The 23402-nt window shown below is 48.2% G+C and carries 16 protein-coding genes and 1 tRNA gene; 5 read left to right on the top strand and 12 right to left on the bottom strand.

Annotated features, from left to right (window positions below):
- Positions 1-373 precede the first annotated feature (373 nt).
- The 12 genes from F0P94_RS16085 to F0P94_RS16030 form a co-directional block, all read right to left on the bottom strand.
- Positions 374-862 carry an RlpA-like double-psi beta-barrel domain-containing protein gene (locus F0P94_RS16085; RefSeq protein ID WP_150904935.1) on the bottom strand — a complete coding sequence of 163 codons (489 nt, stop codon included), beginning with the start codon at positions 860-862 and terminating at the stop codon, positions 374-376.
- Between the two features lie 463 nt (positions 863-1325).
- Entirely contained in the window at positions 1326-3185 is a 1860-nt protein-coding gene (locus F0P94_RS16080) for an ABC transporter ATP-binding protein (RefSeq protein ID WP_150904934.1), read from the bottom strand.
- 154 nt (positions 3186-3339) lie between these two features.
- On the bottom strand, positions 3340-3813 hold the full coding sequence (locus tag F0P94_RS16075; RefSeq protein ID WP_150904933.1) for a Dps family protein: 474 nt from the start codon (positions 3811-3813) through the stop codon (positions 3340-3342).
- A 196-nt stretch (positions 3814-4009) separates the two neighbouring features.
- Positions 4010-5047 (bottom strand): acyltransferase, encoded by a 1038-nt coding sequence (locus F0P94_RS16070; RefSeq protein WP_191907070.1) that lies wholly within the window; start codon positions 5045-5047, stop codon positions 4010-4012.
- Between the two features lie 804 nt (positions 5048-5851).
- On the bottom strand, positions 5852-8242 hold the full coding sequence (locus F0P94_RS16065) for a TonB-dependent receptor domain-containing protein (RefSeq protein ID WP_150904931.1): 2391 nt from the start codon (positions 8240-8242) through the stop codon (positions 5852-5854).
- Between the two features lie 8 nt (positions 8243-8250).
- Complete coding sequence (locus F0P94_RS16060) at positions 8251-9633, bottom strand: HTTM domain-containing protein (RefSeq protein WP_150904940.1); 1383 nt, start codon at positions 9631-9633, stop codon at positions 8251-8253.
- Positions 9623-10744 (bottom strand): imelysin family protein, encoded by a 1122-nt coding sequence (locus tag F0P94_RS16055; protein WP_150904930.1) that lies wholly within the window; start codon positions 10742-10744, stop codon positions 9623-9625. Before F0P94_RS16055 ends, F0P94_RS16060 begins: the two co-directional genes overlap by 11 nt.
- 229 nt (positions 10745-10973) lie before the next feature.
- Positions 10974-12074 (bottom strand): DUF4856 domain-containing protein, encoded by a 1101-nt coding sequence (locus F0P94_RS16050; RefSeq protein ID WP_150904929.1) that lies wholly within the window; start codon positions 12072-12074, stop codon positions 10974-10976.
- Between the two features lie 761 nt (positions 12075-12835).
- Positions 12836-12912: transfer RNA gene (locus F0P94_RS16045), tRNA-Ala, on the bottom strand.
- 213 nt (positions 12913-13125) lie between these two features.
- Positions 13126-13986 (bottom strand): DUF4397 domain-containing protein, encoded by an 861-nt coding sequence (locus F0P94_RS16040; protein ID WP_150904928.1) that lies wholly within the window; start codon positions 13984-13986, stop codon positions 13126-13128.
- A 22-nt stretch (positions 13987-14008) separates the two neighbouring features.
- Complete coding sequence (locus tag F0P94_RS16035) at positions 14009-17197, bottom strand: TonB-dependent receptor (RefSeq protein WP_150904927.1); 3189 nt, start codon at positions 17195-17197, stop codon at positions 14009-14011.
- Positions 17198-17321: 124 nt separating this feature from the next.
- Positions 17322-17954, bottom strand: a complete 633-nt coding sequence (locus F0P94_RS16030; RefSeq protein ID WP_150904926.1) for a C40 family peptidase — start codon at positions 17952-17954, stop codon at positions 17322-17324.
- Positions 17955-18077: 123 nt separating this feature from the next.
- Here F0P94_RS16030 and F0P94_RS16025 point away from each other — a divergent pair, with 123 nt between their 5' ends.
- The 5 genes from F0P94_RS16025 to F0P94_RS16005 all read left to right on the top strand — a co-directional run bounded on the left by F0P94_RS16025 (position 18078) and on the right by F0P94_RS16005 (position 23358).
- Positions 18078-19478 (top strand): FAD-binding oxidoreductase, encoded by a 1401-nt coding sequence (locus F0P94_RS16025; protein ID WP_150904925.1) that lies wholly within the window; start codon positions 18078-18080, stop codon positions 19476-19478.
- A 226-nt stretch (positions 19479-19704) separates the two neighbouring features.
- A complete protein-coding gene (locus F0P94_RS16020; RefSeq protein ID WP_150904924.1) occupies positions 19705-20061 on the top strand; it encodes an SdpI family protein in 357 nt (118 codons plus the stop codon).
- A 33-nt stretch (positions 20062-20094) separates the two neighbouring features.
- Complete coding sequence (locus tag F0P94_RS16015; protein ID WP_191907069.1) at positions 20095-20415, top strand: hypothetical protein; 321 nt, start codon at positions 20095-20097, stop codon at positions 20413-20415.
- A gap of 100 nt (positions 20416-20515) precedes the next feature.
- Entirely contained in the window at positions 20516-21634 is a 1119-nt protein-coding gene (locus tag F0P94_RS16010) for a hypothetical protein (RefSeq protein WP_150904922.1), read from the top strand.
- A gap of 584 nt (positions 21635-22218) precedes the next feature.
- Positions 22219-23358 (top strand): hypothetical protein, encoded by a 1140-nt coding sequence (locus F0P94_RS16005; protein ID WP_150904921.1) that lies wholly within the window; start codon positions 22219-22221, stop codon positions 23356-23358.
- Positions 23359-23402: the final 44 nt, after the last annotated feature.

The raw sequence follows: 23402 nt of genomic DNA, 5'->3' as shown, positions 1-23402 counted from the left end.
CCAAAGTAAAAGCGTTCAGGGCAACTTCCAGAGGCGTAAGAGATACTGCTTTCTTTCTCTTCAGACTTGCTAATTTATATGCTTAGGAAAAATGCCCCCTCAACAATTCAGCTTGATCCGGTTTTAGCCTCCCGGCGCTATCGTTTTCTTCCGGGCATTAGCTTTTCGTACCAGGTTTATAATTTCTTATTCTAGCAGAAAACTTCAGCAGCTTATAGCGCAAGCGTCCGCTTGTGTTTACATAAATAACTGGTATGCTACCTTCGAAAGCACAAGCGGACGCTTGCGCTATATTAAGAAATGGAAGGCGCTAAATTAATCTGGCCTTGTAAGTCTTATTGCCTAGCAGTATGCCTAACACTTTTACGCTCCGCTAATTGGTTACCGTTACGGTTTCAAACTTGGTGATGCGCACATTTTTCCAGTGGCCCATAATATTGTCGTGGCGGTCTACCAACAGGTCGATGGTGTTTTTTAAGCGCTTGTTCATGGTGTCGCGCACAATGTAAGTGCCGTCGAGTTCCGGGGAAATACCGCTTACGTCTATGGAATCGCCGTAATGGATCTTGCCGCCCCAGCGCTTGAGCAGATTCCTGGAAACGGCGATCCAACGGTGCTGGCGTACGGAATCGCGGTTTATGTGCGAACCGTCGGCGGTAATGAGCGGACTGGCATCGGTTTGGGCTTCGTCGGGAAAGTAAACCGAGGCTGCTACGCGGTGCGTGTAAACCGGCAGGCGCTGCTTTATTTTCCGGATGGGCAGCTTAATGGATAAGGCAAAATCGGTTTTAGAGTAAAGCAGCCGCGAAGGAAAGAAAGTGACCATAAGAAAGAACAGGCCAATAAGTCGTTGTCGTACCATTGTTTATTCATTTCGTGAACACTTATTTCAGTTGAGTAAGCGTGTATAACGCGCTGCTGAAAATGTGGTTGAACAAAGCTGGTATGTTGCAATTTTAAGATTGTTATTGTTAGCCGACTATTATTGCGAAAATGCTATGTGTTTTGCGCTGAAAGGTAGAACTGCCGAAGATTTAAGGGAAAAGCCTGAACTTAAATTTTATTAGAATATTTCAATGAATGTTTGAGGTGGTTAACGCTTGCTACCGCCACCTTAAGGCAAAGCGCTCTTCCAGACATCTGTGTCTGGAAGCAACCTGTCGGGGGGCATCTGTGTCCTCGTAGGTATAAACGCGGACATAGATGTCCGCACCAGAATAAGTTCCAGACACAGATGTCTGAAACAGCGGTTATTATTAATTTATAATCCTTAATCTGACAGCATAAGATTAAGAACTTACATTTTATGACCTTATGTTGAATGCCTACCGATAACCGGCGGCCTGCAAATGAAACAGTTCGGCGTAGCGGCCACCTTTCTGCAGGAGTTCCGTGTGCGACCCCATTTCTACGAATTGCCCGTTCTCGATCACCAGAATGCGGTCGGCCATGCGTACGGTGGAAAAGCGGTGGGAGATAAGCACAGCGGTTTTACCTTTGGTGAGTTCGGCGAAGCGCTGGAAAACTTCGTGCTCGGCACGGGCATCCAGGGCGGCAGTCGGTTCGTCCAGGATCAGAAGTTGGGCATCGCGCATGTAAGCCCGGCCTAAAGCAATTTTCTGCCACTCGCCGCCCGAAAGATCGAGGCCTTTGGAAAACCGCCGCCCGATGATCTGGTTATAGCCTTCCGGAAGTTTTTTGATAACCGAATCGGCCAGGCTAAGCTGGGCAGACGTTTCGATGCGGGGCTGGTTTTCTTTTTCTTCGATCCGGCCAATGGCAATGTTGTTTCCGGCCGAAAGCTGGAAGCGGACAAAATCCTGGAAAATTACGCCGATCTCGCGCCGCAATTCGGCGGGATCGTATTCGCGCAGGTCGGTGCCGTCGAGCAGGATCCGGCCTTCGGTGGGGTCGTAAAGGCGGGCCAAAAGTTTTACCAGGGTAGTTTTACCCGCGCCGTTTTCTCCCACCAAAGCCAGTTTTTCTCCCGCTTTCAGTTCAAAATTCAGGTTCCGGATGGCCCATTTCTCGGCGTTGCGGTATTTAAAGCCAACGTTCTCGAAGGTGAAACCCTGACGGATGGGGCGGGGGAAGGGCTTGGGGGCAACCGGCGGAGTAATGCGGGGTTGCAATTCGAAGAACTCGAAGAAATCCTGCAGGTAGAGCGACCCTTCGGCAATGCCGGAAAACCGGTTCAGGATACTTTCCAGCAGGCCGCGCATGCGCATGAACGAGCCGGAAAGGAAGGTTAGATCGCCTAAAGAAAGGTGTCCGGTAACGGTTTTGTAAATGATGAACACGTAAGCGCCATAGTAGCCGGCGCTGCCGATCGATGCAAACAAGCTCCCCCAGGCCGCCCGTTTTAATACCAGGCGTTTGTTTACGTTGTAAAATTCGTCGGAAAGTTGCCGGAAGCGATCGGTAAGAAAGCCGGAAAGGCCGAAGATCTTTACTTCCTTGGCCGTATCGTCGGAGGCACCGGTCATGCGGAGGTAATCGAGTTCGCGGCGTTCGGGCGTCCAGCCGTGTACCAGCGAGTAACTCCGTTCGTTAAAATGCGATTCCCCCAGAAACGCCGGAATTACCGCTACTACTAATAATAGAATAAGCCAGGGATTGAACGCGATTAAACCGACCGATAAAAATGCCATGGTAATAATATCCTGGGCCTGCCCGAGAACCTGGGTCATGAGCACGGTGCGGCTCAGGGTTTGGCGACGGGCACGTTCCAGTTTGTCGTAAAAAGTGGCATCTTCAAACTGGTCGAGGTCTAAAGAAGCAGCGTGTTCCATTAAGCGGATGGAGGATTGGTTCGCGAACAGATCGCCAAGCAGGCTGTCGAGCAGGGTGGTGGCGCGGTTCAGCAGGTCGGAAATGATGGCTAAGCCGAATTCCAGGCCGATTAGCAGGAACAGGTAATTGAGCTCCAGGTTGTCAGGCGTTCTGGCCAGCCGCACTACTTCGTCGATAATCAGTTTGCCGATGTAGAGCGTGGAAAGCGGAATAGCGGCCCTAACGATGCGCAATACGATGTTGGCGAAAGCCATCCGCGGACTGGTTTGCCAGATGAGCTTCAGGAAAGCCGGCAGGTTTTTGAGCGCCGAAAACCGTTCCTTTATGGTTAAAGGTGGTTTATCGGAAGTGCGCCGGGTGGGGTTGGAAAACAGATTCGACCAGAATGCCATAAACGTGAGATTTTATTTAGCCCTGATACGGTAAACAACAATTAAGCAGCTTTCTCTTTTCCGACTTTTTGTCTGATTTCGGTAGCGTTTTTACACGGAAAAGCCCCGGCTGCGGGAGCAGCCGGGGCTTTTGCCGGCCAAATCATACGGTTTTCTAGGCTAAATAAGAGCGGAGCATCCAGGCGTTTTTTTCGTGTTTTTGCTGAAGCTGGGAAATAAAATCGGCGGTGCTTTTATCTTCAAAATCGTTTTCGCATTTTTTTACGTCTTCGCGCATTTCCCGGATCAGGCCTTCGTGGTCGCGGAGCAGGTTGCCCACCATGGTTTTGGCATCCGGATATTCGCCGGGGTATTCTTTCAGGGAAGCATGCTGGGTAAATTCGATGTGCGTGCCGATGGCTTTGGAACCCAGTGTGCGAATGCGTTCGGCAATTTCATCGATGTCTTCGGCAAGTTGTTCGTATTGTTCCTGAAAAAGCGAATGCAGTTCCTTGAAATCTGTGCTGACCACGTTCCAGTGGTAATTGCGGGTTTTGGTATAAAGTACGTTCGCGTTGGCCAGTACTTTGGTGAGCAGCTCCACGCTGCCTTTCAATTGATCAGGCGATAAACCGATATTTAATTCCATAGTCTTGCTGGTTTAGTTTTTCGTTTAGAACAGATACTGTTTTGACCGGAATGGGTTTCGAAAGGGAAGAAGCTGCTTATTTATTTTCTACTTTATATCTATTTATAAAATGAATTTTAAAGGGAATTCATAACGGCCGGTTAAATTTTGACCGGGCATTTGGCGCATGGTAAAGGCTAGTTACCATAAGAGGTAACTATTTCCAGGAACTGCCATTAATAAACCGGTAAACCGGAGGCATTTTCTTATCAAGGAAGACAATCAGGAAGGTGCATATAGCAAAAACAATAAGTGGCTTTAACCAGGAAAAGCTATAATGCCCCGATAAGGCTGCCCACGGCAAAAGGCCCATGATAAGCGGGTGGTATAGGTAAAGCAACAGCGAGTAATCTCTTCCAAACTTTGTAGTTAAGGTGTCTTTGGGATTATTAATTTTCATTGCCAGCAGAAACATGCCAATTGAAAAGAATACTGTGCCAAATAGAAGGTCATTGCCTACCGGGCTAAAATCTTTTATTGTGTAATAAAGTACAAAGGGCTCGGCAAGTTGCAGGAAAATTCCAACTATTGTAATGATAAAAGCAACCGGTAAGTTGATCCGATTCAAAAGCTTATACCTGGCGCAAAAGAAGCCGGTAAGCAGAAAGGGGATGGCAATTAAAGTTCTGGAATAGGCAGTGTTGGGCTCATAAAGGCCTAATACCCGCGCATAGGATCCGGTAAATAATACAAAAAGCAAGGAAGCTACAATAATGGTAAGCAGCGCTTTTGCGGAGGGCTTTTGCTCCAGGACAAACCACATAAACAAATACCCGAAGATCATGGCTCCGATAAACCACAGATGATGATAAAAGCCTAAAATTAAGGTACTGATTGAAAAATTAGCTGTAAGCGGGGTGCCTTCATAAAGGGAAAAAAAGAAATAAATGATATTGACGCTTATAAATATCCCGATCAGGTTCTTCAGTCTTTTAGTTAGGGCAATTCCCGGTTCCGAGCTATACGCCTTTTCAAAATAAAACCCGCTAACCAGGAAAAAGAAAGGCACTGCCCAGCGGGTCAGGTTCTTAATTCCGAAGAAAATGCCCTGAGGTACATCTTCAAAATGGATGGTATGAAGGATTATAACCGTTAGTGCTCCAAGTAACCGGAAGTTGTCTACCGTGAAACTTCTATGTTTAACTTCTGGCGGGGTAACTTCTGGAATTGCGGTTACAAAATTCTTGGTTTTCACTTTTATGTTTTTAACTACTTGAAACCCTTTAAACGCTAAAAGAAGGTAAAGTTGCAAGAAAATAGGAATCGACAAAATATTATTTTTCGGAAATCGAATACTACTGATATGTGCAATTTGTTAAAGCAGATCTTGTAGGTTTGGGTGACAACTATGGCTATAAGAATTCTGTAATGTGTATTTAGCCAACGGCGAAAATACCGCATTAAACTCATGTAAATCAAAAAAGGCTGAGTATTTATGAACTGGCTTGTGTTGCAAAAAATCGGATTCTTTAATAATGATTAATGCAGGTTAGGGATCGCGTTTTTAAAATGCTTGTTTTGTATGTTATTTATAATGCCATTAAAGTGTGCTTTATGCAAATTGGCAATAAGGGCAGCCAGGCTTTTTCCCCCGACAGAACTTCATTTGCGTCTTGGCTTACTTCTTTTCAAAGTAGGAAAGATGGCTGTCAGGGGGATAGCCATCGGATTCTGGAAAAGGCAGGAATTACAAACTGACGTTACGCAAGGAACTTTTATTCTTTTGGAGACCCGACCTATTGTACACCTGACCTATGGTATCGTAGTTATTAGGAGCTATCTCAAAAATGGGTGTCATGTTGAGCTCAAGTAAGCGCGAGGGAGCGCGGAACTTGCGAGCGAAGCTCTGAAACAACTCGCCAGCTAGTAGTAAAAACGTTAAATCTAGCTTTAGTGCTGAGAGTCAACGAGGTCCTTCGCTGGCGCTCCCCGGAATGCTCCGGGACAGGCACGATGTCAGGTGCTTTTTTAGAGATAGCTTCCAATCAAAACCTGTTTTTTACAATTTCACCTGCAGCGTTAAATAATAGCTTCTGGGGTCGGAAGGCAGGATTCCGGGGCCTGGATAACCATCTGCCCGCCGGGTGAAGTACCGGACATCGGCTACGTTATTCATGCTGGCGAAAAGACCGAACCACTTCCATTCGTAGCTGGCGCTGAGGTCCATTACCTGGTAGGCCGGTACCACGCCATCTACGGCTGTTGGGGTGAATTCGGCGTTTGTAGCATCGGAATACTGCCTAGCTACATACGAATACTGGTACGTTATATTAAACCGCTTGTCGCCGAAAGAAACGCCGGAACGAAACAGCAGGGGCGGCACAAACTCTACCAGTTTATTGCTGATCGCGGTTTCCTGCGTGTTGATGTAACGGGCATCGATAGCGGAAAAATTGGTGTAAACCGATAATTTATAGCGGCTTCTTCCCTGAGTTACCGCTTTCAGAATATCGGCTTCAACTAAACTTTCAAAGCCTGCATTGCGGCTGTCAGCTACGTTGGTCCGCAAACGGTAAACCATATTGTCGGTGTTTTTGGTGAACACCGATCCGATGCGGTTATTATACCTTAAATAGAAAACACTCAGGTCGTAGTAAAGCCATTCGTTGATCTTGCCTCTTACGCCTCCGTCGAACGTATAACCGGTTTCGTCTTTTAAGAGGGAGTCTACTTTGGCATTGTCGTTTACAATGCGTAAGTCGTTGAAGTTAATGGAGCGGTAATTCTGGGAAATGTTGGCATACACTTCAATTCCTTTGCTCAGGTCGTATGAAGTACCGATGCCGAACAACACAAAGGCCCGGTTGTTTTCTTTCTTCTCGGGCACTTTCACGTCCGGTACAAAACGCATGGTCCGGAAGTAATAACCGTTTGCTTTGGTGGAAATATATTCGAACCGTACCCCGGGCGTAACGTTCCATTTCTCGGATAACTGGAAAATATTTTCGGCAAAGGCGGCTACGTTGGTACCCGGGAAAGTGTAGTTTGTCCGGTTGGGTTCCGTTGGGGCAAAATCGAAGGCCGGTCCAGAACCCTCGTCGGCAGTGCCTTGCTTTTGCTTTGTCAGGCCTTTGTATACGCGCAACCCAACCAGGAACGTACTGGGAACTTCCTTTACGAGCGCATACTGGTGGAGGAGCCTGATCTCGGAAGCATAATTGTTATACTTGTCAGCCATCATATCCCGTGGTCCTCCCGGATCGGGGCGGTTAATGTACTTAAGAATGCCTAGGGCCTCGCGGCCGGCGTTTAAGGTATAAGTGCGCCAGTTCAGTTTGGTTTTTTCGGTGAAACGGTAGTCGAAGGATAAGCTTAGCAGATTCCAGTTAACCCGGAACCAGTTGCGATCTCTAACTGAAATAGAAGGATCTTTTTCGAAATCGGCATCGGTCAGGCCGCCGGGTTGCTGGGCCAGATAGTGCATGAACGTGTATTCGCCGGTTACTTTAAACTTATCGGTAAAGGCATAAGCTACGTGGGCATAAGCGCCATGCTGGTCGAAATGACTGTTTGGCCGCCAGCCATCGCCTCTTTTGTACTGGTAATAGGTATAGTAATTCAATTTGCCGACGGTGCCGCCTATGCTGTTAAAGGAATTGAAGAAGCCGAAGGAGCCTCCGGTCTGGCGGCTTACCAGGGTAAAGGGTTTTTCGGCAGGGCCTTTCTTTAGCTGGAAATTAATCAGGCCGCCAAACTGGGTGCCGTACTGCAGGCTTGCCGCCCCTCTTACAATTTCTATTTTCTCTACGGCTTCTGTGGGCGGGGTATAGTAACTTTCAGGATAACCCAAGGCATCGGCGCTGATATCGTAGCCGTTCTGGCGGGTGTTGAAGTTGGAAACCCGGCTGGGATTAAGTCCCCGGCCGCCGATTCCCAGCTGAATGCCGCCGCCATCGTTTTCGTAAATATTAAGGCCGGCGATGCGGCTGTAAACCTGCCGGGCATTATTTGTTGCCAGGTTCGCGTTAATGTTACCGATATGGATCACTTCGGTTTTCTTGCCGGCATAGATCGCAACGCCTTCCACCTGCCGGAGGTTTCCGCCGGCTTGTTCGGTAGCATGGGTAATGGTAACTTCGTTTAAATACGTGGGATCTGCACTCGTCAGCGTTACCTGCAGCGTAACATCTTCGTTGGTCAGCGCCACCCGTTTGCGGTATTCCTTTGCTCCAAAATAAGTAACCACCACTTCGTAATTGCCGGCCGGTAAGGAGCTGAACTGGAAATAACCGCCTTCCTTGCTGCTGGTTTGTAAATTGCGGGGTTGCAGCAATACCGTTGCGCCTTCAATGGCAACCCCTTCCAGTTTAATGGTCCCGCTTATTTTTAACTGCTGGGCCTGAGCAACAGCGGCAAGCAAAGCGAACAGAAAAAGAAAAATGTACTTCATTCAAGTATTTATTCAGGCTGCCGGTAAGGCAAAACCCAGTTATAATGGTTCCAGCCAAGCGATTGCTTTGCCAGGTTTACCGTTTTATCTACAAACAGGCGTGACCGTTCCCCGTTCAAGGCAACAAAACACTCCACATATACCTCCGGGTCTTTAATGCCGCGCTGGGCATAAGTTTCGGCCAAAAAATGGGCATACTGCAGGATCATATCCGGCTGGGTGCTCATCATTTTCTCCTGCAAAGGCGTTAGGAATTTAGAGTTGCTCACTTCGTAGGTTTTCCCGGTGGAAGGCTCTTTCACGTAAAAAAAAGTATTCCCGGATTTCTCCATCAGCATTACCCGCCAGGAAAAACGGAAGCCTTCTTCGTTCCAGAACAGATGCCCCGGATATAAAAGATACCGGAAAGGAATAGCCGCCTGCAACAGAAAATAAATTCCTAATAAAACCGGCAGGTAAGGTTTAAAATGCTGCTGTTTGGAAGTATAAGAAGGAGCTGCTAAAGATCGGCCGGTCAATCCGCTCAAAAACGCTATAATTTTCTGATGAAAACCCGCATGGAAAAATACCAGACTGGAAACGATCATGACGTAAGGGAACATGCCGATGCCCGGGAAGAAGATTGCGGTTGCCAGATGGAATAGCAGTACAAACCCGTATGCCACTGGCCTTGTTTTCCGGTTCAACAGAAAGAAGACAATAAACAGGTCGTAAATTGCCCCGAACCAACTGAACAGGTAAGCCACCCAGGCTTCATACATAAGGTTGCCGATAATTGGTAAGTGGCTTTTGGCCGGCAGCCAGATCTTCAAGGGCAGGGCCTCCAGGAGCCAGTCCGGATTCAGTTTGGCAATACCGGCGAAGATATATACCATTCCCAGTTGCAGGCGGAACACGCCCACGATCCAGCGCGGTACAATCTCCTGCCGGATTTCCGGGTTTAACCGAACGTCGAGGGAAAAATAGCGGTTGGCGGGCAGCCAGATCAGCAGAAAGCTCACCAGGCTAATGAAGTAATAGTGATTCAGGTAATTGGTGCTGTCGATCAGCTCCACATACGTGAACGTTAAAAAGAAAAGCGTTATGGCAACCCGGTAAAACAAGCCAAGCGCCACCAGCAAAGCCGATAGCGCAATAAGGGCAAAGAGTAAATGCATTCCGGTCTCTCCCAAGGGGCGCACCCACTCAAAGCCCGGATAGGGAAAATAGAAGGAAGGCTTTACGTACAATTCCGTGATCCACCCTTTCATCCAGAAACGGACCATGCTGGCAAACATCATGAGTCCGAACAAAATCCGGAACATAACGAGCGGCGCAATATGAACCGGCCGCTGTAAGCCTTTCAGCCAGGCTTCCCCGGAAAAGGAACCACTTTTCCCGTTAGTCACCATCACTATCCTGGTAGGTTATCCGTACCCCGGTAGCAGAAGCAACATCCGTTTTTAGGAGCGTAAGCAAGGTCTGGATCTCCCGGTAAGCGGCATCTACCTGGGCGGGGTTATTGGTAAACGAAGCAGACAGCGGGTCCGGAATGGCTTTCAGTTTATTGATGGTCAGATCGAACTGGTTCAGGACATCTGTATTCAGCTGCTCTTTTTTCAGGGCAACCAGGTAATCGTCTATGCCGGAGCCATTTCCGCCCATATAGGCTTTTTTAAGGCTGGAAAGGTTTTCTACGGCCAGGTCTCTGGAAATTCCGGAATAATAGGCTTCACATTTGTCGGCAAAAACAATCCCGCCCGACTGCTTGCCAAACGGCCAGCCAATCCGGGGGCCTTTCAGCTGGTCCATTTCAAAGGCAAAGCGGTTTATCATGAATCCAAGCGGGCTACCAACATCGGCTTTGGTGTTGCCAATGAATTGCGCGCGGTAGGAGTTGTTCCATTCGGTAAGCACCGTACCGGTCAGTGATTTCATCCGGGTCATCAGGTCCTGCACGTATTTTTTCCGGTTGGCGCTGTTCGGATCATTTAATTGCTGCACCGCATCAGGTGAGAACAGCAGGTAGTCCAGCGCCGGAAAGCCTTGTTGATCGACGGATAAATTACCGGTCAGGTCGTAGCTTCCGCGGCTGATGTTGTTTTCGATGGTGGCGGTATTGGCCGGGAACATGTTCAGGAAGTTGTTCAGCATTACCGTTTCGGCCGGGCCAAGCTGGTAAACCGCGATCCGCTGGAACTGGAGGTAAGCATCTTTAAATACCGGTTTCAGGACCTGCTGATTGGCAGCCGTTGGGTTAGCAAGAAAGGCATTAACGGCCGGCTCCAGTACCTGCAGCTGCTGCTGCATACCGGAATAAGCAGGAATGATCAGGCTGTCGGCGTAATTGGTCAGCATGGCCGTTTTATCGAAGCCGGTTTCCGGCACCACCTGGGAATTATTGTTCTCCTTACAGGCCGTTACGAGCAGGGTAATTGCCGTAAGCCACGCCGTCATTAACTTTCTTCCGGATAATTTCATGGTAAGGTACTTAAAGTGGGTTGCGCTGAGCAGGTATTTCACAATTAGCGGTTGGTAAAATGGTTTTTGCGGCTAATGTCCAATTCCGGATTAGAATTTCCTTGAAAGCTGAATGTCAGTTATTAAACGGGCTGCAAAATTACGTTAACCAAACATGGAATCAAACTTTTACGCCATCCGGATGCCCTTAGCCATTGGTTTTTTTATAAACGGAAACTCCCGGGAATAAAAATTGCCGGGAGTTTCCGTTTACAGGAGAAAAAGAATAGCATTACAGGTTATAAGTGCTTCTTAAAATAGCTTCAGCTTCCTTTAATTTGGTGTAGTTGGGCTCATTAACCAACGTATAAAAATTAGTTTCCATAATAGAGAGCAGCTTCTGGTAATTCGCCTCGGTCAGTTTGCTTCCGGCTGGACGGAATTTTAAAGAAAGTACAAAACCGTAGCCTTCGGAAAGTGCGTGGAACTTGCTTCCAAGATCAGCGGTGGATGCCTGGGGAGAAGTTACGTAAGCTAAAGCAGCGGCGCCGGCCAGTCTTTCCCAGGTTTCCTGGATCGTTTTAACTTGTTGGTCGCGAACAGCGTAGTCTTTGGCGCCGATTGCTGCCCGGCCTTTCCGGAATGCCTCAAAAAGAAGACCACCTGCTTTTATTGGCCGGCCTCTTTCGCGTAAATAACCGCCCCACAAGAGTGGTCTGTTCTGGTCTGTGTTCTGATAAACTTTAGCCGAATCATAGTCTGTTGGGATGGCCAGGTAACCGAAGGCTTCGTCCCACTTGCGTTGCATGGCTGTGGCGCCGTTGATCTGGTTTGCATTATCCTGGTTCTTAATGTCGGCCATAATTGCCATGGCTTCTTTAAAGAACAGGCTGCCCATCATGCCTTTGGCTACCGCCTGGTTGTATTCCAGACCTTGCGGGTTAACTAATATTTTACCGGAACCGCGCGGTACATAACCAGCAGTGCCATTCGCGGCCGGAGTTGAGTTAGAGTTGCTGGTAATAACCTGCTGATCGATAAAACCTTTATATACGCTTGCATCGGCCGTTTTCTCTGCCAGGTTCACGCCGGAGGTGTTTAATTCCGCATTGGCAAACGGCGCATTGGTGTTGTTGAATAAGTTATCGGCTTTAGACTGGCTTAATATTGTGTTGGTGGCTGAACCCAGGTAGGAGTTTAATTCCACTGCCATTTTAATGCGGTTGGTAGAGCTGGTAAAATCTGTCCCTGCAAAATTATAGGTAGCAGGCACTGCGTATGGCAGCGGCTGAGGAGTTGGTTCAACTTTGTCGTCGTCCTTTTTACAGGAACTCATGACAATCAGTCCACAGGCAAGGGTAAGCAAGGGAAACCGCGTAAATATATTTTTCATAGTTATTTACATTTAGTCTTAATAAGCGGAGTAAAGGTAAAATGTTTTTCTTATTTAGACTAGTTTTAAATAAAAATTTCTGCTGGAATAGCTTGCGGCGGGTAGGGCTTGGGAGCTTGCCTGTAAAGGGCAGATTTTACTGGACAAGGCTCTGTTTCTTATTCGTTTCGGACGTTTCGGAGAGGTAAAAAATGGAAAACGGTAGGTGTAAAGCAAAAAAAGCCTGACCATTTCTGATCAGACTTTTAGTATGTCCAAAGGACGAGTTTACTTCGAAACTGTTTTAAATATCGTTAAGCCCAAGATAACAGTTATAGGCACCCATACAAGGATGAAAGGATAAATATCACTACTGTAAATGCCTGTTAAACCTGAACTAAATATAAATGTGTGAATTAGCCACAGGATGTTATTTAAGACAAGTGCAATTTTAATTCTTTTACTTTTATAGAAAACTAGTAAGAAGATAATTGATAGTAAAGTTGGAGAACACAAGATTAAAAAGCCAATTAAAAATTGATTCATACTTTTCCCTTTATGATTGACTCTGAAATGCCTTTTTTCTTTTGAATATTTTAAAACAAAGATATTTAAATTGCACGGGACCGCCTGTTTTTGATTTTTTTCTACCGGAGTTTTGGTTTTAATGATGTTCTAAAAGTCTTCAGTATGGCCTATGTAATATTTCGGTCTCATAAAAAAGAATTAAAAAGAAAGCCCCCATAAACAAAAAAAAGCCTGACCATTTCTGATCAGGCTTTTGGTGGAGAATATCGGAGTCGAACCGATGACCTCTTGCATGCCATGCAAGCGCTCTAGCCAGCTGAGCTAATCCCCCAAATTTTGCAATTTCGATGGAGATTATCGGAGTTGAACCGATGGTCTTTTCGAAAGCATTCAGGACGTTTTCTCCAGCTGAGTAAATTCCTTTGTGCTATTGCGTTGCAAAACTACTAACGAATTTTAAAAACTCAAACTTTTAAGCATCTTTTTATTAATAAATTTTTGTCGAATTCGGGCTTAGTGACTTTTTTGCCTCATAATCATAGCGTTAGTTATGTTGAATTATTCCTAAACGCAAAGGCGTATTGGGGTCACCGTTCATGCCGTAGAGGTAAATGGTGTAAAGTTTGCCGGGTTCCAGTGTAACGTTGGGCAGCGTAGCCACCGGCAAACCGACCGCCGAAGCGCGGGCATCGAGGCTGTAAGTGCCGGGATCTACGCTGGTAAAATTGGTGAGGGGTTCGGTAAAGGTTTCGCGGGTATTGTCCGGGTTGGTAATGGTCAGGGTTTTGGAAACCTCGCGGAAGCTACGCAAATGCAGGTTGTTCAGGGTGCCGGTAGTGCCGGCCTTGGTGGTAAAGGTTTTGCTGGTGGGTAATATGCTTTGCGCCGGCACCGACAGGGTGTTGAACAAGCCATAGCTCATGCTCGATGCGCCGGGCGCCAGATTCAGAAAGCGTAAGCCGGCTTTTCCGGCGGCGGGCGCTTCCAGGTTATCGGGTACCACCAGGGTGCGGACGCCGCCCCGGTCAGATCCCGAAGCTGGACGGGTGGTGGCGTCGGTTAAGAAAATGGTGTAACTGGCATTTGCGTTAAAGGCCTGCCGGGCTCCCACCAAAGGTACCGGGTTGCCGGGAACTTCAAACCCGATGAGCCGCTGGCCGCCGGTGGTCTGGAAGTAGCCGTTATTGTGAATTCCGGTATAAGGCAGCCCGGCATTTATTTCCTGATTTTCCAGGGAAACCCTGGCGGTGGTGCCCGGGGCAGCGTTCACGATCAGCAGGTTGGTTTGGGCGGCCGGGGCATTCAGGTTGGGATCCGGGTAATCGGGTTCGTCGCAGGCGTTGGTAAAGATGAGAAGCATGAGCAGAAAGCCCAGCTTATTTATATAAGGTAACAAAGTTTTCATAGCTGAGAAATAAGGCGAGATTTTAAAATAAGTAGCGAACCCCGAATTGTGCCTGCCACCGCGAAGCCAGCTGGCTTACCTGGTAACCTACCCGCGGACTTGGATTTACACCGTCGCCGAAGGTGAAGGTAGGCCGGCCGCCCGGACCTTCCGCGCCCATAAACCGGATCAGGCCGAAGTTTTCGTTCAGGATGAAATAGTCGCGGCCCCAGTTGCGGTTAAATAAATTGCCGATGTTGGTCACGTCAACGGTAAGTTGCAGGGTATGGTCTTTTTCCCCGATCTTGGTAAAGATGTCCTGCATGATCCGGAGGTCGAAGCGGTGCTGAAAAGGTGCGCGGGCGCCGTTGCGGGCAGCGTATTGGCCCCGGTGTTCCCGCAGGTATTTGTCGTTCTCAATAAAGGCGTTCAGTTCGCTCCAGATCTGGCCGGTAGTGCGCGGGTCGTTGGCGCTGGCCGTAGACAGGATAATTTCGTCCTGGTTGCGGGGAATGTAGATCAGGTCGTTGGAGTTGCTGAAGTTCTGGCCGCCGTCGTTGTTGATGTCGCCGCCGTAATAGGTGTAGGAAAAGGCTTGCCCGCTCTGACCATTATAAAACAGGGAAACGGTGGTTGCCAGGTGGTTGAGGTATTCTTTCCGGTAGGAGCCCGTGGCGATTACGCGGCTCCGCACATCGAAATTAGAGTAGGAGAGGGTCAGGTTGTTCGGCCCCAGTACGTGCGGATTAAATTCCCAGGTAGAAACAGCGGTGGAACTGGTGCCGGAATAAAGGTCGCGGGCCTGTCCGTAGGTGTAAGCCGCCATGGCAAAGAAATCTTTGGTGAATTGCTTCTGCAACTGGGCGGTAATGCTGTACTGGTAGCCTTTTTTGGTATTACCCAGTTCAATTACGTTGAAATATTCGGTGGTAACGTTGCGGTTGTTCGGGAAAACCGGACGGCCGTCGCCGGGCAGGGTGCCGGTCGGTTCCACCAGGTTTAGGTCGCGAGGCAACACGTCGTTCAGGGTTTTGGAGTAAATACCTTCCAGGGTGAATACAAAGCCGGCGCCTAGGTTCTGATCTACGGCTAAATTGGCGCGCAGCAGTTGGGGGTTTTTAAAATCGGGCGAGGTAACGGCAATGCTGGTGCGCGGAATGGTTCCCGGTAAATTGGCGAGGGAATCGGGCACGGAAGGATCTAAAGGCGGCGCAGGCGGGTTGGAGTTGCCGCGAAGGTCTACCGAAGCGATATCCATGCCCGTGCCGCTGAACTGGTTGGCGATCCAGACGTAAGCCGGCCGGCCGGTAAACAAGCCCACGCCGCCCCGAAGCTGCGATTTCTGGTTATTGAAAACATCCCAGTTAAAGCCTAAGCGAGGGGAGAACTGTACTTTGGAAGGAGGAAGTTTGTCGGTTCTTCGGCCGAATAATTCCTCTACCCGCGGGTTATAAGTCGGTTCTTTGAAATACGCGGCAATATCAGCCCGGATGCCCCCGGTTATCCGCAGGTTATCCAATACGCTGTATTCATCCTGAGCATAAATGCCGAACTGGGCGGCACTGAATTTTGCAGAGCGGTTGCGGCCGGGAATTACGTACTGCTGCCGGTAACGATAATCGCGGCTTGTGGAAACGCCGGCAAAGAAATCGGCCAGACTGGGAAAATCGTAGCGGCCGTTGGCATCGTTTATAAAGAGGTTATCGAAGCGGAAGATTTCGTTACTGGTACCTACGGTTACAATGTGCTTGCCGGCAAAAATGCTGAAGTTGTCGGTAATTTCGAGTACGTCCTGATCGAGCTTGTTCTGGGTGGAACTCCGCTGACTGCCGGCTACCACCGTGCCGTTGCCCACGGCAATGGTAACCGAAGGGAACAGGCTGCCGAAGGGTTCGCGGCGGTCGCGGATGGTGGAATAACCCAGGAGCAGGTTGTTGGAAAAACGGTTGGAAAAACGACTTTTCAGTTCGAGAACCGTGGAATTGGTGCGGCTGGTAAACTGGTAGCCGTTATTGCTGAAGCGGAATTCGGTCTGGCCCCGGGTTATTTCATCCTGAGAGGCATCTACAAAATTATGGCGGAGGGTTAACTGGTGGTTGTTGGTGATGTTCCAGTCGAGGCGGGCAAAGAGTTTGTTGCTTTCCGTATCGCGGATCACGTCGCCGGAGCTTCCCGGGTCGTAGCCGTATTTGTTCCGGAAAACGCTGTCTATCTGGGCCAGTTGGTTGGTATTCACAAAGCCGACCACATCGGTGCCGGTTTCGCCGGGATTGCCTACCCGTAAAACCAGGGGTTCGGTGCGGCGGGTGATTTCCCCGTTTATAAAAAAGAAAAGCTTGTTTTTAAGGATGGGGCCACCCAGGCGGAAGCCGGTCTGGTAATCTTTGAATTTGCTGAGTTTGGTGCGGTTGCCGCTGGCATCGGGTTCGGGGCTTTTGCCGGCAGTGTTTTGGTTGCGGCCGAAAAAGAAAGCCGACCCGCTGAAATCGTTGGTGCCGCTTCGGGTTACGGCGTTAATGCCGCCACCGCTGAAGCGGCCCTGGCGCACATCATAAGGCGAAAGTACCACCTGAAATTCTTCAATAGCATCTAAACTGATAGGGTTGGTGCCCGCGCCCGCGCCCGGAGCCCCGCTCGTGGAGCCGGAAGCCGAGAAAAGATCGTTGTTCGAGGCGCCGTCTATCTGGATGTTGTTGAACCGGTTGCTCCGGCCTAAAAAAGAGTTGCCGCTGGCCTGGGGCGTAAGGCGGGTAAAATCCTGAAAGCTCCGGGAAATGGTGGGCAACCGCTCAATGGCTTTGGTTGAAATATTGGTAGCAGCCCCGCTTCGTTCGGAACTGATCACCGCGTTGCGTTCCGAAACAACCTCCACTTCGCCCAGCGTGGTGGTGGTTTCGGAAATGCGGAAATCGAGGCGGGTAATATCGCCCAGGCGCAGGTTGATGCCGGTTTGTACCTGGTCCTGGAAACCTACGAACGTGGCCCGGACGGTATAAGGCCCGCCGATGCGCATGTTCTGGATATTGTAGCGGCCGTCGGAATTGGAGGAAGCTACATATTGGGTGTTGGTGGGCGTGTGAATGGCAATTACGGTAGCGCCGGGCAGGGTTTCGCCCCTTTCATCGGTAATTACGCCGGAAAGGGCGGCGGTGGTGGGGGTTTGGCTCCGGCTTTCAGGAATTAAAAAAAAGAAAGCCAGAAGAAAGGTAAGAATTGGGTAAAGCTTTTTCATAGGCACAGCATAAAGTCAGGACAAAATGGCCCGTTCTCTATTCTAAAAACCTATGCAAATTTTAAAGGTTGACTTTTGTTAGAATTTTATGGGTAAAAGAATGGATTAATTTAGGAACTGAAAATCAGAGGCTTGGGCGAACGGCTTTGATGTAGAGGTTACGCCAGTAGCCGCCGTAGAGGTTGTCTTCAATTACGCCCAGGCGGGTGGAGGAATGAATGAACATAACTTCTTCCTGAGGTTTTCTTACTTCGGTTACCAAACCTACGTGCGTAATCTGGTTGCTGCCGCGGGAAGCGCTGAAAAATACGAGGTCGCCTTTCTGCAGGTCTTTTTCCCGCACGGTGGGGCCTACATAGCTTTGTTCGGTGGAGTTGCGGGGTAATTTATAATCGATGGCATTGAAGCTCTGGCACAGTAAACCGGAGCAGTCGATGCCGATGCGGGTGGTGCCGCCGAATTTATAGGGCGTGCCGCGGTAAGAGCGGGCCACGCTGATCACTTTATCGATCTTCGGGTTGCTCCGGTTTTTGGCAATTTTCGATTTCCGTTTTTCGGTGCGCCAGATGTCTTTTTTAGCCTGGCGGGCGGCTTTCTTTTCCAGCTTTTTAAATTCGCGGGCCAGTTGTTGTTGTTCCACATCGTCGGAAGAAACCGGGCCTTCAGATTTTAAATGGAACGAACGGCAGGAGGCAAAGGCAAGCAACGCGATTACGAGAAATAAGGGATATTTTTTAATTAACGCACGTAAACCCATAACTTAGCTTTTTCAGATTACCAACTTTAGCGCCGGCTTAAATTTCACTCCCGGAGCCGTTAAGCCTTCGGAAATGAATTTGAACCATGGTCTAAAGTTAAAGTAAAAACCCGTTTTTCAAAAATGACTTTTTCCCCCGTTTCCGATACCCTTTTAAACCAGTTCTGCACCATCGTGGGCGAGGAGTTTATGCTGGTGGCCGAACATGAGAACTTTCACCGCTATGCTTCCGACGAAACCGAAGACCTGAAGTATTTTCCGGAAGTGGTGCTTAAACCGGCTAACGCGGAACAAATTGCGCAAATTGTAACCCTCTGCCACGAAAACTTTATTCCGGTTACGCCGCGCGGCGCAGGTACAGGTTTGAGCGGCGGCGCGCTGCCGGTGCACGGCGGGGTGGTTATTTCTACCGAAAGGCTGAATAAAATTATCGAGATCGACGAGCGGAACCTGCAGGCAACCGTGGAGCCTGGCGTGATAAACGAGGTTTTTCAGCAGGCGGTGCAGGAAAAAGGCTTGTTCTACCCGCCGGACCCGGCCAGCAAAGGCAGCTGTTTTTTAGGCGGAAACCTGAGCGAATCTTCCGGCGGACCGAAAGCGGTAAAATACGGCGTAACGAAAGATTATGTACTGAACCTGCAGGTGGTTTTGCCGACCGGCGAAATTATCTGGACCGGCGCCAACGTACTGAAAAATGCGACCGGCTACAACCTGACCCAACTCATGATCGGCAGCGAAGGCACGCTAGGCATTATTACCCGGATCGTGTTCCGCTTAATTCCTTACCCGACCAAAAACATTCTGATGCTGGTGCCTTTCCGGGAAGAGGAAGCGGCGGCCGCGGCCGTTTCGCAAATTTTTCGCTTGGGTTTAATTCCTTCGGCGCTGGAGTTTATGGAACGCGAAGCGATTGAATGGGCGGCAGAATACCTGAAAATTGAAATTGACCTTCCGGCGGATATTCTGGCGCATTTGTTAATAGAACTTGACGGAAACGACCTGGATGTACTGTACAAAGAAGCCGAACAACTCTACGAATTACTGCAAAACTACAACATCGGCGAGCTCCTGCTGGCCGATACGGAAGCCCAGAAAACCGAACTCTGGAAACTTCGCCGGAATGCAGCCAATGCCGTGCGGTACAATTCGGTTTACAAAGAAGAGGACACCGTAGTACCGCGCGCGGAACTGCCAAAATTGCTGAAGGGCGTAAAAGAAATTGGCAAACGCTACGGGTTTAAATCGGTTTGCTACGGCCACGCCGGCGACGGAAACCTGCACGTAAACATCATAAAAGGCGACATGAGCGACGATGACTGGAATAACAAACTGACCGAAGGTATAAAGGAAATCTTTGCCTTGTGCGTAAAGCTGGGCGGCACCATTTCCGGCGAACACGGTATCGGATTGGTGCAAAAACCTTACATCGGCATTGCCCTGGGCGAAGTGCAACTGAACCTGATGCGGGGCATTAAAAAAGTATTCGATCCACACGGGATTATGAACCCGGGGAAAATCTTTTAGATTTGAAAATTTGAAGATTTGGAGATTTGAAAATGTTGCCGGTTAAATTTTGCTTGATCTGGTATTCAGAAGAAAGAATTGCCCTTTCCACTAAGCAGAATTGTTGGTTGATAAAATTGAATGGAAATTACGTTCTTTAATTTTCTTAATCCAGAAGCTACCGTTTTCGTTTCCTTAATTATTCATTTTCAAATTTTCACATCTTCAAATTTCCAAATCTTAAAAAATGAACCAGCTTGCCATTATTGCTTTAGTTACCGGGGTTCCGTTTGTGCTGATGGGGCTGGTTTTTAAGTTCTTTCCGCCGAAAGATATCAATTCGATCTACGGTTACCGCACTTCTTCTTCCATGCGGAACCCGGAAACCTGGCAATCGGCTAACCAATTTGCGGCAAAGCTCATGATCCAAATGGGGGCTTTGCTGGTGGGAGTGGGCGTGATTACGTTTGTGCTGCCGCCGTCGCCGGTTACTGGTGGGCTGGCCGGTATTGCCTTGGTTATCCTGACGGTAGTAATGCAGATCTATTTTACCGAAAAACACATCAGCAAACATTTCGATGAGAAGGGAAGACGGCGGAAATAACGTAATTTGCATTTCAACTATAATTTAAAAGAAATGCAGAACCGTAATTTTTTAATGCTTGCTTTACTGGTAGTTTTTGGATCGTTTCTGGTAGCGTTTTCAAATGCGAAACCGGAGAGTAAGGCTGTTTATGAATATGTAACTGTTGTTTATAATAATAATGGAACCCTGATAATATTTGAACAAGGAAAGGAAAGAATTCAGGAAGCTGTTAAGAATGAGAAAAGTACCTTAAATGCAGCTTATTCCGCAATAAACAAATTCGAAGCTCAAGGTTATGAATTATTTTCAAATGAAAGCATAATCGGTAATTCACTTGCCCATTCTTATCTTCTCCGCCGCAAAAAGCAGTAGTTATGAAATTGCTTTTTTCTTTGGGATTAAAGTTATTATTGGTGGTGCATCAAAGCTAAAACCGATGGTGTCGATAGTGAGAAATCCTTCATCAACTTTTATGAAACTTTTTGCTGCCATTTTGCTACTGTTTTGGAGTTTGCTGGCCCAGGCACAAATGCAGGCTTTTAAACTGAAGCCGCACCAGAAACAATGGGAGCAGGGCGCGCTTACCTGGAACGATTTTCAGGGAATATTACCATCAAATGCCATTGGCTCGGAGCTAAATTACCAGCTGGTTTACTCCCCCGGAAAAGTAAGATTTGCGGATTCTACCTTTTTTATTTATCAGGTTTATGGCTTCGTGGATGTAAACCGAAGCTGGGTAAACGATGCTGTTAAAACCGAAGGGGAATTGAAGTTTAATCAGGCAAAATTCAATTTGCTGGAAATTCACCGGCGGGAATTGCAGGCAGAACTAAAAAGCCCGATCCGAAGCCGCGATGCGCATTGGGCCGCTGGCAGAACGCTCATGAACCTGAAGAATGCCATGGATCAATTTCAAACCGCAGCAGAAAACGGCCGGAATGCAACCCTAGTAAATGCTTTTCTGGATAGTACCGGGCAGGTGCTTCAGGTTACAGGCAAAACTACCCAGCCTGAATTCAGAACTGCAGGTTTCGGGTGTGGGACGCATCTGGGTTTTGGCTACCGGGGTCTTGGCGGAACGCTGGGCAGGCATTTTACCAACCCGCTTGGTTGGGAATATAATCTGGCTTTGGCTTACCAGCGTTCGCTTTTGAACTTGGACCTTTCGCTTGGCTTCAATCAGATAGACCGGCAATATTTGAAACGCCCCCAATGGGAAGTGGGTATGCAGACTTCCATGCTACAGGCTGGGGTTTCCTACGGTTTTATTGCAGCCGATAAAAATAAAGTAAGATTTACACCTTTCGTCGGAGTTGCTGCTTTAGGCATTCAACCGCGAAATCAATATTTAAATGGCATAAACAATACATCCGCTTTTTATGCCGGGTTAAATATAGATTTTAAATTCCGGAAACGGATCTGGTTGCTGCCAAGCGCTTTTAACCCCAAGGAGATTGCCGATTACGGACTAAGGGCGCGGATTTCGGTTATGCCGGCAAAATATGACCATACCCTGAAAGGAACTTCTATCTGCCTTACCCTGGCTCCCTACATTTTCAGCCGGATAGTTAAGAGCAAGAAGCTTTATTAAGCTGTATCGGATATTAACAGTTTGTATCTTAACAGCTCCGGGTGCTAAGCAGTTTGTTCCAGAATTCTACTTTTATGAAGCTTTTTACTACCATTTTTATGTTTTTCGGGAGTCTGCTGGCGTAGGGGCAAGGCCACAGCGATACGCTGTTGGTCCGGCTACCACGAATCTACCGATACCATCGAAACGCTCGATCTTTTCCGGATGGCCAAAGTAATTGACGGGGTTTATCTGTCACTGCTGAAGTTGAGTAAGTTGTATGGGTAACTATTGCCCTTACGCAAAACTTCCATGTGACTATTCATTTCATTGCCGTCTGCTTTAGCTGACGGATTTTGGGTAGATAATATTGCTTTAGCCTAACCCATTTTACTGCTATTTAAACATCCTGCTTTCCATCAGCTAAAGCAGACGGCAATGAAGGTTTGAAAATAAATGCCTTTGAGCATCTTTTCGGCAGGAAGCCATAGCATTTTTGTTTCTGCTTACGGTTTTAAATTGGGTTTCCTAAAGCCTAATAAATCAGTTAAAATAAACAAAGCAAAACGAAAGCGGTATTTATTAACACTGTCCTGCCTTTTGCCATGATGTTTAAAAGCCTTTCCTGTTTTCTTCTTGCGGCCTTATTGCCCTTCGCTGCTATAGGACAGGAGTATGGGAAACTGGAACTGAAACCGTATCAGAAGCAGTGGGAAAAAGGGAGGTTAACCATTTCAGATTTTCAGGGACGGCCGCCCAAAAATACCGACCAGCAGTCGGCTCTGGATTACCAGCTCGGGTATCTGCCGGAGAAGTCCTATAAAGACGATACCACCATTTTCTGGCTCCACACTTATAGCTACATGGATCAGTATCGGTCCTGGTTCCGGACGGGAGAAAAAGACGAAACGCTTCTGAAATATAACCAGGCCGTTTTTAACCTGATAGAAGTTCATGACCGGCGGCTGCAATCTGAACTTTACCGGATCCGGAATATTTCTCAGGCCAAGCCGATTTTAAACCGTTTGTCAGATCAGCTGGATTTTGAAATTTCCCGGTTCGCGGAGCAGACCCGAAACGGGCAGGATGCCATTGGAGTGCAGCAATATCTGGTCTATACTGAAAACCAGCTTTTAACAATCCCTAAGGAAGAATGGCCGCCGCTTCGCCGAAGCAAGATCAGTTATGCCGTTAATGGCGGAATAGGCTACAGTGCTAGCTCCGGCGACATTGGCCGGTATTTCCGGAATCCAATGAACCTGGTGGCCGGCGTAGATGTAGGCTATAAAAAAGCAGCGCTGCTGCTGAACGCAACCCTGGGATTTACCGAAACAAACCAGGCTTTTACCCGCCTGCAAACCCAGTACTGGGAAACTAATCTGAATTCAAAAATGACCTTGCTGGAGGCTTCTATCGGTTATCGGGTATGGGACAAGGCTAAGCTTAGAGTGCAGCCCTTTGCCGGCTGGAGCTGGGTGGAATTTGCTGCCAACGATCGCATAGAAGTTTATAAAGAAAACGAACTGGCCGATCATTCCTTCAGTGCCGGCCTTGTTGCGGATTACAAGCTTCGGCACCGGATCAACCTTGTTCCCGGGTTTTTAGGGATTCGCGAAAAAGCCGAAACCAGTTTCCGGACCCGTCTTTCTTTTAGTCCGGCCACTTATGCCGGGCTCCGGAAAAGCAATGTTTTTACCATCGCTACCACCCTTAATTTTTCCGGCAGAATTCTCCGAATAAAATAGCAACCCGGCTTTTTCGTTTGCGTTCCATACCGTTCTGTTAAAAA

This window comes from Adhaeribacter soli, assembly GCF_008727925.1.
Lineage (GTDB): Bacteria > Bacteroidota > Bacteroidia > Cytophagales > Hymenobacteraceae > Adhaeribacter_A > Adhaeribacter_A soli.
This window is presented reverse-complemented; position numbering and strand designations above follow the sequence as displayed.

Excerpts from the sequence above, each read along its gene's own strand:
- F0P94_RS16020 (WP_150904924.1), top strand. The coding sequence starts at position 19,705 with ATGAACCAGCTTGCCATTATTGCTTTAGTTACCGGGGTTCCGTTTGTG.
- F0P94_RS16010 (WP_150904922.1), top strand. The coding sequence starts at position 20,516 with ATGAAACTTTTTGCTGCCATTTTGCTACTGTTTTGGAGTTTGCTGGCC.
- F0P94_RS16025 (WP_150904925.1), top strand. The coding sequence starts at position 18,078 with ATGACTTTTTCCCCCGTTTCCGATACCCTTTTAAACCAGTTCTGCACC.
- F0P94_RS16035 (WP_150904927.1), bottom strand. The coding sequence starts at position 17,197 with ATGAAAAAGCTTTACCCAATTCTTACCTTTCTTCTGGCTTTCTTTTTT.
- F0P94_RS16065 (WP_150904931.1), bottom strand. The coding sequence starts at position 8,242 with ATGAAGTACATTTTTCTTTTTCTGTTCGCTTTGCTTGCCGCTGTTGCT.
- F0P94_RS16030 (WP_150904926.1), bottom strand. The coding sequence starts at position 17,954 with ATGGGTTTACGTGCGTTAATTAAAAAATATCCCTTATTTCTCGTAATC.
- F0P94_RS16080 (WP_150904934.1), bottom strand. The coding sequence starts at position 3,185 with ATGGCATTCTGGTCGAATCTGTTTTCCAACCCCACCCGGCGCACTTCC.
- F0P94_RS16075 (WP_150904933.1), bottom strand. The coding sequence starts at position 3,813 with ATGGAATTAAATATCGGTTTATCGCCTGATCAATTGAAAGGCAGCGTG.
- F0P94_RS16060 (WP_150904940.1), bottom strand. The coding sequence starts at position 9,633 with ATGGTGACTAACGGGAAAAGTGGTTCCTTTTCCGGGGAAGCCTGGCTG.
- F0P94_RS16015 (WP_191907069.1), top strand. The coding sequence starts at position 20,095 with ATGCAGAACCGTAATTTTTTAATGCTTGCTTTACTGGTAGTTTTTGGA.
- F0P94_RS16085 (WP_150904935.1), bottom strand. The coding sequence starts at position 862 with ATGGTACGACAACGACTTATTGGCCTGTTCTTTCTTATGGTCACTTTC.
- F0P94_RS16050 (WP_150904929.1), bottom strand. The coding sequence starts at position 12,074 with ATGAAAAATATATTTACGCGGTTTCCCTTGCTTACCCTTGCCTGTGGA.
- F0P94_RS16040 (WP_150904928.1), bottom strand. The coding sequence starts at position 13,986 with ATGAAAACTTTGTTACCTTATATAAATAAGCTGGGCTTTCTGCTCATG.
- F0P94_RS16005 (WP_150904921.1), top strand. The coding sequence starts at position 22,219 with ATGATGTTTAAAAGCCTTTCCTGTTTTCTTCTTGCGGCCTTATTGCCC.